Source organism: Niveispirillum sp., from assembly GCF_017996735.1.
Taxonomy (GTDB): Bacteria; Pseudomonadota; Alphaproteobacteria; order Azospirillales; family Azospirillaceae; genus Niveispirillum.
In genome coordinates this window covers 1-13,717 of sequence record NZ_JAGOGJ010000056.1, presented here as the reverse complement: position 1 = coordinate 13,717, position 13,717 = coordinate 1, and the positions used below count along the sequence as shown (strand labels likewise).

The window sequence follows — 13,717 nt, the reverse complement described above, 5'->3', positions numbered from 1 at the left end:
CTCATGGACACCCCCTTTCTGGCCGGCGCCCCGGATCTGTCCGCGGATCAGGGTGGCTTTAACGAAGACGCTCCCGCTGGCGATGCGGCCGCAGTGCGCGGCTATGCCGACCATACCCGCCCCCGGGCGGCGGAGCTGCTGCGCATCCTGGGGCTGGACAAGCCCTATAGCCGGGCCTTCGGCGACTATCTCTGTTACCGCGACGAGAAGGGAAGCGAGGTCAGGGTTCTGGACCTGGCGGGGGGGTACGGGTCGCTGATCCTGGGACACAACCATCCGGAACTGCGCCGGCTGGCGATTTCCCAGTTGAACCAGGAAGTGCCGACCCACGCCCAGATGTCGATCCGGGGTGAGGCGGGCCTGCTGTGCCAGGACCTGGACGAGGAGTTGCATGCCGCCACCGGGCGCCATTTTGTGATCACCCTGGGCAATTCCGGCGCCGAAGCGGTGGAGGCCGCCGTCAAACATGCACGCATGGTCCAGATTGCCCGCCTGAACACCTTCACCGAACAGGTGGAACAACGTCTGGCACGTATCCGCGCCGCCGATATCGATGCCAGACGCCAGGGCACGCCGTTGGAACTGATCCTGGACGGCCGCGCCCATGCCGGGTTCGACGCCTTCAGCGCGGCAGTTCGCACCCGCAATGCCGATGCCTTGGCCAAGGCCGCCCCCCGATTCCTGGCAGCACAGGGCGCCTTTCACGGCAAGACCATGGGGGCGCTGTCCCTGACCTTTAAGCCGCTGTTCCGTGACCCGTTCCTGCGCGGCGCCCCGGAAACCACCTTCTTCGATTGGCAGCGTCTGCAGGCGGACCCGGACGCGGCGGCAGGTCTGGTCGCCGACGGCGCCTACACGCTGGTCATGCCCGGCACCGTCGCCGATGGACGGGTCACCTGTCGCGACGAAACCTTCAACGCCTACGCTGCCCTGTTCATCGAACCCATCCAGGGGGAGGCCGGGGTCATTCCGGTCCCATCTGATGCCGCCGTGGCGCTGGCAGCCCAGGCCCGCGCCGCCGGGGTGCCGGTCGTGGTGGATGAAATCCAGAGCGGGTTCTACCGCACCGGCGCGCTGCTGGCGTCAACCCACATGGGCCTGATCGCCGACTATTATCTGCTGGGCAAGTCGCTGGGCGGCGGCCTGGCCAAGATTTCCGCCTGCGCCGTCACCCGTGAACACTATCTGCCACGCTTCGGCCTGTTGCATACCTCCACCAATGTGGAGGATGACCCGTCCTGCGGCATTGCCCGCAAGGCGCTGGACATCGCCCGCCATTTGGGTGACGCGGTGCAGTTACGCGGCGGGCGCCTGAAAGCCGGCTTCGAAGCGCTGAGGGCTCGCTATCCCGAGGTGATCCGCGAGGTGCGGGGCGAGGGGCTGATGCTGGGCATCGCCTTTGCCGACATGAAACTGCGCCAGAGCTACGGCCTGCAACTGCTGGCGCGCAGCGGTTACATGGGATACGTGCTGGCGGGTTATCTGCTGCATGAACATCGCATCCGGATCGCGCCGGCGCTGGGTGCGTCGGCCGTGATCCGCATCCAGCCTTCCGCCTATCTCAAGCTTGCGGAGATCGACCGTCTGCTGGCCGCCTTCGACCAGATGTGCGGTATCCTGGCCAACGAGGATATCTATAAGCTGATCGAATTCGCGCTGCCCGAGCAGATGCGCGGCCTGCGGCCCCTGGGCGACTACCGCCAGGGTGAAATCCCGCTGGAACCGCTGCCCGACGGCATGCGTCGGGTCGGTTTCCTGACCCACTATATCGACGCCGCCCACCTGCGGATTGCCGACCCGTCGCTGGCATTGCTGGATGCGGACACGCTGGAAGACCTGCTGGCACGGATGCTGCCGGTCATCGAACCCATCGTGCTGGGGCGGCGGGCCATCACCTCGGCGCGGGGCGGTCAGACCAGCGTGGTGTTCGCCGGTATTCCCGTGACATCCGGCATGATCCGCCGCGCCCTGCTGGACCAGGATGAAAGCCGCTTCCAGGCGTTGTGCCATCGCGGCGTCGCCACCCTGCGCAACGAGTTCGGCTGCACCGTCGTGGGCCTGGGCCAGTACACCTCCATCCTGACCAAAAACGGTCAGACCGTGCCGGATGCACGGACCACCATCACCACCGGAAACAGCTTTACCGTCCATATGGGCGTGCAGGCCGTGCTGACCACGGCGCACGAGCGTGGCTGGGACACCCGCCATCTCACCGTTGGCATCATCGGCGCCGGTGGCAATATCTGCACCGCCTATGCCCAATGTTTCACCCGCCACGCCGGCCGGCTGCTGCTGTATGGCGGCGACCATGCGCGCGGCGTGCGCAAGGCGGAGCGGGCGGCCGTCACCGTGCTGACCCAGACCCTGGGCGAACTGGCCGCCGGTGGCACGCCATGCAGCGGGTTTGAACGGGCCGTGGCGACAGCGTCCGGCATGATCGGCCCTGACGCGGTGGACCGCCCCTGGCCACGCTTCAGCCAATACTGGCGGGAGAGCGGCGCGACGCCGCCGCTGGCCGTGGTTGACCGGCTGGACGCGCTACGCGGTTGCGACCTGCTGGTGGTGGCCACCAACGCCCCGGAGCCCTTCCTGGGTCCGGAGCATTGCAAGCCGGGCGCCATCGTTTGCGACATCTCGGTCCCGGCAAATTGCCGTGACGACCTGTTCGACAATGATCAGGACATCACCGTGCTGCTGGGCGGCGAAGTCGCCCTGCCCCACGCGGAATCCATGCCGGTCAAAGGCATGCGCCTGGCCACGGGCATGGCCTATGCCTGCCTGTCGGAAACCATCCTGCTGGGTCTGGAAGCAGGGCATCCCAGTTGTTCCTACGGGAACATCCAGCCCTATCAGGTCGATGCGATGGGCGCCCTGGGCGACAAGCACGGTTTTCACCTGGGCCACCGCAAACAGACCCGCATCTTCTAAAAGGCCATCGGTCCCGCCATGCACGAGCCATCCACCCTGTCCCTGGACGATATCTGCCCCGCGCATGGGGTGGTGGTCGGCGGCAAGACCCGCCATCTGGCCGAACTGCGCCAGGCCGGTTTCGCCGTTCCGGCGGCGCATGCCCTGCCCACCTGGACCTTCCAGGCCGCCATCCGTTCGGCCGGCGGCACCCTGCCGGCGCTGCTGGCCGATTTCGCCGCCGGCCGAACGGATGATGACGGCGCCGCCCTGCGCGCGGCCATTCTGGCCATGCCGTTGCCCGATACCCTGGTGGCGGCACTGACCGTGGTGCATGGCACCTTGAACGCCGAGGGGTTCGGGGCGCTGGCGGTGCGATCCTCCGCAACGCTGGAGGATCTGGACGGCAGTTCCTTTGCCGGCCTGTATGAAACGGTGCTGAATGTCCGGGGCATCGACGATCTGTGCCGGGCGATACGCACCTGCTGGGCCTCCGCCTTTGCCCCACGGGTCCGCGATTACTGCCGTCAACGCGGGCTGTCGGTGGCCGAGCTTCAGCCCGCCTGCCTGATCCAGGGCATGGTACCGGCGGACTGTGCCGGTGTGGTGTTCACCGTCGATCCGGTGCGCGGCAACGACACTGAAATGCTGATCGAGGCGGTGCCCGGGCTGGGCGACAGCCTGGTACAGGGGGAACGCAATCCCAGTGCCTGGCGCTATGACTGGATGGAAGACCACCTGACCCGCGAACGGATGGCGGAAGAGACGCCCCCCTTGAGTGACGATCAGGTCCGCACGCTGGGTGCGCTGGCATTGGCCATCCAGGCACATTATGGCCGGCCGCAGGATATCGAATGGGCCTGGTACCGCGACCGGTTCCATGTGCTGCAAAGCCGGGCCATCGCCGCCATCCATCACGACCTGACGGACCAATGGACCAATGCCGACCTGAAGGATGGCGGGGTCGCGGCCCATATCCCCTGTGCCCTGATCTGGTCCCTGTACAAGACCGTGCTTGAAACCAGCATGCCGGCCTATCTGGGCAGTGTCGGGTTGCTGGCCCGGCCCCGGCGGGCGCGCTCCACGCCGCGCCCCTGGACCCTGCTGCGCTGCGGCTTTCCCTATTGGAACCTGAGCGCGGTCAAGGATGGTTTACGGCGTATCCCCGGCTTCGAGGAACGCGCGTTCGACGCCGACCTGGGTATCGCACCCTCCAGCCGGGGCGACGCGATCCGGACACCCGTCACCCCGCGCACCTTGGTGACGGGCCTGCGCGTCTTGTTCGGCATCCGCTGGTCCGTGCGGCGCCGGCTGAAGACGGCGAGCGCCACGCTTGCCGACCTGGACACCCTGCTGACGGGGCTGGAGGCGGTCGACCCCGACGGGTTGGATGCCACGGGCCTGGCCACCCATATCGACGCCGTGATGTCCCGCCATCATTACACCTGCGAGGCGCGGTACTTCACCACCATCTATGACAATGCCAACATGGCGACCCTGTTTCGCGAGACGCTGGGCAAGCATAACCACCGCCAGCGGCGGCGCGGGCGGGCCGAACATGATTATCTGGCGCTGGCCGGGGGGTTGAGCGGCGTTCCCCATCTGACCCCGGTGCGTGACCTGTGGCGCGTCAGCCGCCGGCTGCGCAGCCGGCCGGACGATGCCGCAGCGGCCCGCATCCTGGGGGCTGTGGAACTGTGCCGCCGCCATCTGGCGGGAGAGCCCTATCCGGGCGAGGACGAGTTGCGCCCCTTCATCCACGCCCACCGCCATCGCAGCCTGCGGGAACTGGACCTGCTGGTGCCTTGCTGGGACGAGGACCCGCTGCCGGTGTTCCAGAATCTGCTGTTGCTGCTGGCCCGCGATGACGCGGACGCCCCGGAACGACAGGAGGAGCGCAGCCTGAACCGTTACCGCACGGCGCTGGCCGGCATCGACGCGGCCGATCTGCGCCGTGAACTGGTCACCCATCGCGCCATGCTGGCCCTGCGGGAACAGATGCGGGAACGTTCCACGCGTATGTACCGGCTGGTCCGGGTCGCGGCGCTGGCGCTGGGGCGGCGCCTGCACGCCGCCGGCCTGATCGACGCATCCGACGCCGTCATGCATCTGGCATTCCCGGAGGTGATCGCCCTGGCCCGATCCTTCGCCAGCGTGGGACAGGAAGCCCGTATCGCCACCCTGCTGACGCAACTGGGCCGCAACCGGGATTATCATCGCAGCTTCCGCAACTATCCCCGTCCCAACGAGATCATGCCGCGATCCGGCGCATCCGCCACGGTGGCCGCGACGGATGCGCATAGTCTGCGCGGCATTGTCTGTTCACCCGGCGTGGTGGAAGCCCCCTTGCGCGTGTTGGACAGCATCGACCAGGCGGGCCAGGTACGCGACGGCGAGATCCTGGTGACGGCCTATACCGACCCGGCCTGGACACCGTTATTCGCCCGTATCGCCGGCCTGATCACGGAAACGGGCGGGGTTCTGTCGCACGGGGCGGTGGTATCGCGGGAATATGGCATTCCCGCCGTGCTGGCCGTTCCGGGTGCGCGCCAGCACCTGCGCACCGGCATGCGGGTGCGGCTGGATGGCGGCACGGGCGTGATCACCCCCCTGCCCGATCCGGTGGCGATGGAGGCAGCGGCATGAGCCTGCGGCTGGAACGCATCGACCTTGCCGACAGCGCCGCGCGCAATGCCTTTGCCGCGTTCGGCACCGCCATGAATGCGCGCAACACCCGGCACCTGCCGCGTCCCCTGGCCCAGGAACTGGCCCTGCTGGAACCCGCCAGCAATCCCTGGCTGACGGATCAGGCGGTGGCGACCTGGATGGTGCGCGATGGCGCCGATGGCCCGGTGGCCGGACGCATCGCCGCGATGCATCCCACCGGCGGGCCGGACCGGGGAGAGGCGTGCCTGGGCCTGTATGAGGCGGAGGATGATCCGGACATCGCCCGGCTGCTGATCGATGCCGGGGTGGAATGGCTGACAGCACAAGGGGCGACGCGGGTGCTGGCCCCCATGGATTTCTCGATCTTCAACAGCTATCGCTGCCAGACCGGCGGCTTCGATCTGCCGCCCTTCATCGGGGAACCGCGCAACCCCGCCTATTACGGCGGTCATTTCGACGCGCTGGGCTTCGCGCCGCTGCATCGCTGGGAAAGTCATGACATGGACCTGTCGGCAGCGGCTGCTGCCGCGGCGGCAGCCGCCACTGATTATGCCGACGCCAAGGCCCTGGGATACCGCTTCGCGGACTATAACACCTGCGGCACCGAGGAAGCGCTGCACCATACCTGGACCCTGATCAACGCCAGCTATGGTCAGATGCCGGGCTTCGTCACGCTGTCATGGGAACGCTTCCGCGATCATTACGCCCGTCTGCCGCTGCTGGTGGATCGCGATGCCAGTTGCTTCGTCCTGGATCCGGCCGGGACCCGCGTCGGGTTCAGCATCGTACTGAAGGATCTGGACGCCGCCTTGCGCGCCATGCGGGGCCATACAAGCGGGCCGGGTGTCTGGCTGGACCGGCTGCGCTTCCTGCGCCATGCGCGACGGGGCTCGGTGGCCACGGCCTACCAGATCGGCGTGCCTTATCGTGAAATCAGGCAGGCTGCCCTGCTGGGCCGCCGCCGCCTTGGCCGGCCGCTGGCCCTGGGCCAGGCGATCTATCACCATGGTTCGCTGCGGATCTTCGACCAGCCCCGCTATCGCCGCGTCATCGTGGCGCTGCTGCGCGACGGCTCGCCCAACATCGCCTTCACCCGCCCCTGGGCCACCGCACGTCGCGAATACACCCTGTACGAACGCCTGCTGACCTGATCCAGACCGGAGAAGCCGATGTCTGCCGCCGACCCTGCCACCTTGCCGTCTGCCGTCATGCCCTACCGCCTCTGGATCTATCTGCGGGAGATGTTCCCCCTCGGCAAGCATCTGCCGCTGCTGCTGGCCTCTTTCCTGGGCCTCTATGGCTGCCTGCAGGCACAGGCCGGTGCAACCTCCCTGGTCATCGGGCCGGTCGCGGTCACGGGCTTCATCGCCTATTTCGGCATGAGCCTGACCATGCGGATCTATGACGAGTTCAAGGACAGGGAACTGGACCGGGTCCTGTTTCCCCACCGTCCCTTTCCCCGGGGGGCCGTGCATGCGGTCGATCTGATAACCCTGGGGGCCGTGTCCATGGGGCTGGGCCTGGCACTCAACCTGCGGGAGGGGTGGCTGGTCTGGCCCTTCCTTGCCATGCACATCTTCGCCTGGCTGTCCTTCAAGTGGTTCTTCCTGGAAGAGCGCCACCGCAGCAACCTGCTGCTGTCCTTCACCACCCATCAGCCGCTGGGTCTGTTCGTCAACGCCTATGTCATCGCCAATGCCTTGCATGCCCTGACGGGCGCGCCACCCCCGGCGCTGGATGCCCAATGGCTGCTGCCGCTGTTCGCCTTCTTTTTCCCCGTCAGCGCCTGGGAAACCTCACGCAAGATCCGCGCGCCGGAGCAGGAAACCGCCTATGTGACCTATTCCAGCCTGCTGGGACCGCGCCGCGCCTGCCTGATGCCGCTGATCTTCATGGCGTTGACGGCGGGGCTGCTGATGCGTCTGGTGCTGGCCCTGGACTTTGCCACATGGACCTTCTGGGCTATCGGGCTGGCGGCGCTGGGCCATGCCGCCGTTTGCATCCGTTTCATCGTGCGGCCCACCGCCGCCAACAATCACATCCGCACAGCCACGGAGACGGCGGCGGGGCTGATGTTCGGCCTGTTCCTTGTGCAGCTTTTCACGCAGCGCACCGTCATTCTTTTCGGCTGGAGCCTGTAAATGACCTGGCGACTTCACGACCGGGAGGCGTTGCAGGCCGACAGGGCAATGCACACGGCGTGCGGCGGCAAGGGCCTTTCCCTGCTGCGTCTGGTCGATTGGGGCCTGCCCGTTCCGCCCTTCCTGGTGCTGCCCGCCACCGCGGTGGCCTCCTGGCTGGAACCGCTCAGCGATCGTATCGCCGCCCGCCTGAAGGCGACCGACCTGGACGATCCGGCGCAGTGCGAGGATGCCGCGAAAACCATCGGCGGCTGGATCCTGGACCATCCGATGGACCCCGCCCTGGCGGCGGACACCCTGGCCCGATGCCGGGACCGGTTCGGGCCGGGATACCGTTGTGCGGTGCGCAGTTCCGCCATGACCGAGGATGGCGGCAAGGACAGCTTCGCCGGGCAGTTGGACACCTATCTGCATGTGGGCGAGGCCGACCTGCTGGAACGTATGCGTGCCTGCATCGCCTCGCTCTACGGCGCCCGGACTCTGCATTACCGGCACCGTCGCGGGTTGGCCGCCCAGGAGGAAGGCATCGCCGTGGTGGTGCAGCAAATGGTGCCGGCGGCCCGTGCCGGCGTGGTGTTCAGCATGAATACCGGCGGCAACCTGAACGAGATCGTGGTGGCCGCCGCTTATGGCCTGGGTGAAGGCGTCGTGGCGGACCGGGCCGACAGCGACCATTATTTCATCGCCCGCGACAGCCGGCGCATCCATCGCGCCGTGACGGTGAAGGATACACGACTGGACCCCGATCCCGCTGCCCCCTGGGGCCTGCGGGCCGTTCCCGTCACGGGCGAGCAGCGCGCCGCCGCCGTGCTGAGCGATGAGGAGGTGCGGCGGCTGGCCGATCTGGCGCTGGACCTGGAACGCCGTCAGGGATGCCCGCAGGATATCGAATTCGCCTTCGATGCCACAGGGACGCTGTTCCTGCTGCAAGCCCGCCCCATCACCACGCTGGACATGGCGGCGTCCGCCGACTGGGTCATTCTGGACAATGCCAACATCATCGAATCCTATCCCGGCGTGACCCTGCCGCTGGGCTTTGACTTTGCCCGCCTCGCCTATCGCCACGTCTTTGCCGGGGCGGCCCGCGCCTTCGGCATCCCGGCCGGCTGGATCGCACGCCATGCGGAGGTGTTTGAGAACCTGCTGGCGCATCTGAACGGCCGTGTCTATTACCGCCTGGACAATGCCCGACGCATCATGACCCAGGTCCTGACCAGCGTTGCCAGCCAGCGTGCCTGGCAGGATTTTCTGGGTCTGGCCAGCCTTCCCTGGCCCATAACCCGGCCGGGGATTGCGGTGCAGATCCGTTCCGGCCTGCGCCTGCTGCGTCTGGTGGTGGGGTATCGGCGCAACAATCACCGTCTGGCATCTGTGTTCCAGGCGGAATTGCACGGCCTGCGGCGTTTCGTCGACGATATCGACCGCCAGGAGACGGCGGCGATCTGGAGCTTTTTCGAGCAGCGGTCCGCCAGCCTGTTCGCGGCCTGGGCCCCCACCATCGTCAATGATTATTTCGCCATGAAATTCCATGATCTGCTGCGCCGGCAACTGGCCACCCTGCCCGGCGCCGATGCGGAACTGGGCAACGATCTGTTGTGCGGCATCGAGGGGCTGGCATCGGAAGCGCCCTTCCTGGCCCTGCTGTCCCTGAAGCGCCGCATCAAGGCCGATCCGGCGCTGCAATCCCTGTTCACACGCCCCGCCGCCGAGGTTGCGGCCCGTATCAATCAGGGGGACGCGGCGGTGCCGCCCGAATTCCGGGATGCCTGGGCTGATTATCTGCGGGAATTCGGCGACCGCACGCTGGAGGAACTGAAGCTGGAGCGGCCGACCCTGCGCATGCGGCCCGACCTTCTGGCCAGCCTGATGCAGAACCAGTTGGCCAGTCCGCACGATGCGGACAGCCTTCGCGAGCGACAGCGGGCCATTCGCACGGCCGCCGAGGGACGTCTGGACAAGGCCCTGCGTCGCCGCCCGCTGCGCCGCTGGATCATGGGCCGGCTGCTGACCCGGGCGCGGCAGGCCGTGCGGGACCGCGAGGCCATGCGCATCAACCGCGCCCGTGCCTTCGGTACCGTGAAGGAGATGTTCCACGCGCTGGGCCGGCGCATGCAGGCCGCCGGGCTGCTGGACAATCCCGACGATGTCTTCACCCTGCGCCTTGATGAACTGCGCGCCTTCGCCCGCGACGCAAACCACGGCGACCGCCGCGCCCTGGTGACGGTGCGACGGCGCGAGGCGGCGGCGCAGTCGGCCTATCAGGACATGCCGGACCGGCTGATCTTTCCACCGGGACAGGAACCCGACCTGCGCCACTATGCCAGGGCCGGTCATGAGGACGGGGATGACGGTCCCGTGCGGCGCCAGGGCCTGGGTGTGTCGCGCGGGATGGTGGAGGCGGCAACCCTGGCGCTTGACGCCCCCGAACTCAGCCAGCGGGTCAGCGGGCAGATCCTGGTCACCCGCATGACCGACCCGGGCTGGGTGTTCCTGATGACGCAGGCGGCCGGCATCATCGCCGAAAAGGGATCGCTGCTGTCGCATACCGCCATCATCGGGCGCGAGTTGGGCATTCCCACCGTGGTCGGCGTCAAGGGGGCAACAAGCTGGCTGCGTGACGGCGGCCATGTGCGGCTGGATGGCGGTACCGGTACGGTCGAGCGGCTGGTCACCCCCTCCGTCATCACGGCAAGCGAGACGGCGGCATGATCGGCACCATCAACCATCTGGTCACCCGACCCTGGTTCCAGCGCTTCGCCGACCAGCGCAGCGTGGCGCGCTGGTTCGGATATCTGGCGGACACGAACCGCCTGCCACAATGGCTGCTTGCCCGCATCATCCGCGCCTATTGCCGCAGCTTCGGCATCCGGACCGAGGATTTTGATCTGGGCCCCGGCCCCATCGCCAATTTCAACGCCTTCTTCACCCGGCCGCTGAAGCCCGGAGCCAGACCCCTGGCCGAGGGCATCGTCGCCCCGGCCGATGGCTATCTCTGCGCCCGGGGCCGGCTGGATCATGGCCTGATGATGCAGGTGAAGGGACGGCATTACGCCCTGGACGACTTGCTGGGCGAAACCGTGGGCTGGCAGGACGGGCACTATGCGACGATCTACCTGTCGCCGGCCGACTATCACCGTTTTCACGCGCCCTGCGACATGCGTGTGAGCCGCATCCACCGTCTGCCGGGCGATCTGCTGACCACCAATCGCGAGGCCATCGCCACCTGCGACCGCGTCTATTGCCGCAACGAGCGTCTGGTGCTGCGCGCTGACAGCGCCCAGGGGCCGTTCTACCTGATCGCCGTGGGTGCCACCCTTATCGGCCGGGCACGCATCATGCTGGACCCGCGCCTGGGTGCCCTGCTGACCGACCATCGCGAGGCATCCGGACCGTCACAAACCTTCGTCCCACCGGTGACGGTGGCCAAGGGCGCGGAACTTGGCTGTTTTGAGATGGGATCGACCGTCATCCTCGTCTTCGCCTCCCCCGACCTGACCACGATCCGGCCGGACGATCCGGAATCTCCCCGCATCCGGGTAGGAGAAACGCTATGGCGCCCCTGACCGCTCCACCGGACCTGTTCATAGCCCTGTTGCTATGCGCTCTGCCGGCTGTGATCGCGGGCAGCGCGCACATGCTGGTGGTGCGCTGGGGCCTGTGGCCCTGGCTGGCCCGCCCGCTGGATGGCGGCCGCAGTTGGCGGGGCGCCCGGATCTTCGGCGACAACAAGACCTGGCGCGGTCTGGTCTGCATGATCCTGTTCAGCATCCTGGGATGCTACACGCTGATGGGGCTGTTGGCCCTGGCGCCGGGCCTGGCGCCCTATGCCGTCCTGGATTTCTCCACCCACGGGGCACCGTTCTACGGAATCCTGTACGGCCTGGGCTACAGCCTGTTCGAACTGCCTAACAGCTTTCTGAAACGCCGGCGCAACATCCGGCCCGGGCAGGCGGGGGCCCTGCCCCACATCCTTCTGGATCAGGCGGATTCCGTTTTCGGCTGCCTGCTGCTGCTCTTTCCCTTCAGCCGCATGACCATCACCTTCGTGCTGACGGGGGTGGTGGCCTTCACCCTGCTGCATCTGGCGGTGAACTATCTGTTGTTCCTGTGCAAATTGCGGGCGGCACCGCTATGAAACCCATGCCGTCACCGCCACCGAAGAGCCGCTTCATCGTCCGTCTGAATTGGGTGGATGCCGTCACACTGGGCGGGCTGCTGCTGGCCTTGAAGTCCTTGCTGGCCATTGCCCATCGTCAGGTCGAACTGGCACTGGGCCTGCTGTTTCTGGCGGTGCTGTGCGATGCCTTCGACGGGGTCCTGGCCCGGCGCCATGGCATGGCGCGGGATTTCGGGCGCTATCTGGACAGTTTCATCGATGTGTTCATCTACCTGATCACGCCGGCCGCCTGGTTCCATCTCATGGGTTTCGACACCCCCTGGGCGCTGGCCATCCTGGCGATCTTCATCGCCGCCGGCCTGATCCGCCTGTCGGTTTTCAACAGCATCGGCAATATCGAGGTGCAGACAGCCGACCGGTCCGGGAAACTGGCCTATCTGGGCATGCCGGTCTTCTGGGCCGCCTTTGTCGCCGCCGGGTATTACCCGCTGCACGGGTTGGCGGGACCGGACCTGGCGCGGCCGGTGCTGGGCTTGGTCCTGCTGGTGTACGCCGCGCTGATGCTGCACCGCGCCGATTACTGGAAACCACATCATCCGGGTCTGATGCTGGGCGCGATCGGTGCAACCAGTGCCACATTTTTCTGTCTGGCCGCGTAGGGAGGCCCCCATGGGACGGCTGCTTCGATGGTGGATCTATCTGACGGAAATGTTTCCGCCCGTCTCACGCATCGGTGTGGCGGTGCTGAGCACGCTGACGGTGTTCTGGCCCGCACGGGCGCTCCACGGTCTGCCGGTGCTGACCATCGACGCCACCTTCTGGGTGGGGGCGGTGACCTATTTGCTGATCATGCTGTATTACCGGCTGTGTGACGAGTTCAAGGACGCCGAAACCGACCGCCGTTTCTTTCCGCTGCGCCCGCTGCCATCCGGACGGGTCGGCTTCGACGATCTGGTCTGGCTGCGGCACCTGTGCGTGGCCCTGATGGTGGTGCTGAACCTGTGCTGGCCGGCGGCGTTGCCGGAATTCCTGGCGATGTTCGCCTTCGCCTTCCTGATGGGGAAATGGTTCTACCTGCCGGGGCTGATTGGCAATAATCGCCTGCTGGCCTTCCTGACCCACGCACCGGTCAGTCTGTTCGGGGCCTTCTATCTGCTGGCCTTGGTGGTGCGCCCGGCGGGATTGCCCCTGTTCAGCCTGTTACACTGGCTGCTGGTCGTTTGGGTCAGCCTGCCGGGCTATATCTGGGAAATCGCCCGCAAGACCCGCACCCCGCAGGAGGAACAGGCCGGATACCAGACCTATTCGATCATGATCGGCCATCGCGCCTGCATCGCCGCCGTCCTGACCTTGCTTGGCCTGCATGCGGCGCTGTCAGTGACCCTGGCGGTCGAACTCGACCTGCCCCGCATCGTGGCCTGGGGCAGCGTCGCCCTGGCCGGGGTCCTGGCCCTGATACTGCTGCGCTTTGTTGCAACCGCGCGGCATGCCAGCGCCAGTTCCAGACTGTTGCGCCCCGCCAGCGAGGTCTATGGCGGCGTCTCCCTGGGTCTGGTCGGACTGGCAGCCGCCCTCGCCAGCATCTGACCCGATGCGCCGGCAGTCCCCTGTCGGGGATGCCGACACCGGTCAGGAAACCTTCTCCCGAACCCAGGACGAGAGGCCGGCATCAAGTACCATGCGGGAAAGTCGCCGAGGCCCAAAGAACGGCCCCGGATTACATGCCCCTCATTCCCACTCAATTGTCCGATCTATGGCCTAGGGTCTGTGGGGATTCAGCGCGAATTGATGACAGCAGCGGCGAGATAGATCATGGCTTCAAAGCTTTTGTCTGTTTTGCAAGCTCTCATGGCGATGCGCTTGAACTCCTTGAGTTTGCAGAAGA

At 66.7% G+C, this 13,717-nt stretch carries 9 protein-coding genes and 1 pseudogene; 9 read left to right on the top strand and 1 reads right to left on the bottom strand.

What is annotated here, in order from left to right; translation table 11 throughout:
• Positions 1-3 precede the first annotated feature (3 nt).
• The 9 genes from KBA48_RS17620 to KBA48_RS17580 are packed head-to-tail and all read left to right on the top strand — an operon-like array spanning position 4 to position 13,419.
• Entirely contained in the window at positions 4-2,928 is a 2,925-nt protein-coding gene (locus KBA48_RS17620) for an aminotransferase class III-fold pyridoxal phosphate-dependent enzyme (protein WP_292908728.1), read from the top strand.
• Between the two features lie 18 nt (positions 2,929-2,946).
• A complete protein-coding gene (locus tag KBA48_RS17615; RefSeq protein WP_292908726.1) occupies positions 2,947-5,553 on the top strand; it encodes a PEP/pyruvate-binding domain-containing protein in 2,607 nt (868 codons plus the stop codon).
• Entirely contained in the window at positions 5,550-6,725 is a 1,176-nt protein-coding gene (locus KBA48_RS17610; protein WP_292908724.1) for a hypothetical protein, read from the top strand. Before KBA48_RS17615 ends, KBA48_RS17610 begins: the two co-directional genes overlap by 4 nt.
• A gap of 18 nt (positions 6,726-6,743) precedes the next feature.
• The gene (locus KBA48_RS17605; protein WP_292908722.1) at positions 6,744-7,715 is read left to right on the top strand and encodes a UbiA family prenyltransferase; all 972 of its coding nucleotides are present in this window, start codon (positions 6,744-6,746) and stop codon (positions 7,713-7,715) included.
• Positions 7,716-10,424 carry a PEP/pyruvate-binding domain-containing protein gene (locus KBA48_RS17600; RefSeq protein ID WP_292908720.1) on the top strand — a complete coding sequence of 903 codons (2,709 nt, stop codon included), beginning with the start codon at positions 7,716-7,718 and terminating at the stop codon, positions 10,422-10,424. It begins immediately after the preceding gene.
• The gene (gene asd / locus KBA48_RS17595) at positions 10,421-11,278 is read left to right on the top strand and encodes an archaetidylserine decarboxylase (protein WP_292908718.1); all 858 of its coding nucleotides are present in this window, start codon (positions 10,421-10,423) and stop codon (positions 11,276-11,278) included. The genes KBA48_RS17600 and asd overlap by 4 nt, the downstream gene beginning before the upstream one ends.
• Entirely contained in the window at positions 11,266-11,850 is a 585-nt protein-coding gene (locus KBA48_RS17590; RefSeq protein ID WP_292908716.1) for a CDP-archaeol synthase, read from the top strand. Before asd ends, KBA48_RS17590 begins: the two co-directional genes overlap by 13 nt.
• A gap of 5 nt (positions 11,851-11,855) precedes the next feature.
• Positions 11,856-12,491, top strand: a complete 636-nt coding sequence (locus KBA48_RS17585) for a CDP-alcohol phosphatidyltransferase family protein (protein WP_292908714.1) — start codon at positions 11,856-11,858, stop codon at positions 12,489-12,491.
• A gap of 10 nt (positions 12,492-12,501) precedes the next feature.
• Positions 12,502-13,419 (top strand): hypothetical protein, encoded by a 918-nt coding sequence (locus KBA48_RS17580; protein WP_292908712.1) that lies wholly within the window; start codon positions 12,502-12,504, stop codon positions 13,417-13,419.
• Positions 13,420-13,607: 188 nt separating this feature from the next.
• On the opposite strand, the pseudogene KBA48_RS17575 reads toward KBA48_RS17580, so the two are convergent.
• A pseudogene (locus tag KBA48_RS17575) lies at positions 13,608-13,717 on the bottom strand (IS5/IS1182 family transposase); the annotation flags it as partial.

Excerpts from the sequence above, each read along its gene's own strand:
- KBA48_RS17615 (WP_292908726.1), top strand. The coding sequence starts at position 2,947 with ATGCACGAGCCATCCACCCTGTCCCTGGACGATATCTGCCCCGCGCAT.
- KBA48_RS17590 (WP_292908716.1), top strand. The coding sequence starts at position 11,266 with ATGGCGCCCCTGACCGCTCCACCGGACCTGTTCATAGCCCTGTTGCTA.
- KBA48_RS17610 (WP_292908724.1), top strand. The coding sequence starts at position 5,550 with ATGAGCCTGCGGCTGGAACGCATCGACCTTGCCGACAGCGCCGCGCGC.
- KBA48_RS17580 (WP_292908712.1), top strand. The coding sequence starts at position 12,502 with ATGGGACGGCTGCTTCGATGGTGGATCTATCTGACGGAAATGTTTCCG.
- KBA48_RS17600 (WP_292908720.1), top strand. The coding sequence starts at position 7,716 with ATGACCTGGCGACTTCACGACCGGGAGGCGTTGCAGGCCGACAGGGCA.
- KBA48_RS17585 (WP_292908714.1), top strand. The coding sequence starts at position 11,856 with ATGCCGTCACCGCCACCGAAGAGCCGCTTCATCGTCCGTCTGAATTGG.
- KBA48_RS17605 (WP_292908722.1), top strand. The coding sequence starts at position 6,744 with ATGTCTGCCGCCGACCCTGCCACCTTGCCGTCTGCCGTCATGCCCTAC.
- KBA48_RS17620 (WP_292908728.1), top strand. The coding sequence starts at position 4 with ATGGACACCCCCTTTCTGGCCGGCGCCCCGGATCTGTCCGCGGATCAG.
- asd (WP_292908718.1), top strand. The coding sequence starts at position 10,421 with ATGATCGGCACCATCAACCATCTGGTCACCCGACCCTGGTTCCAGCGC.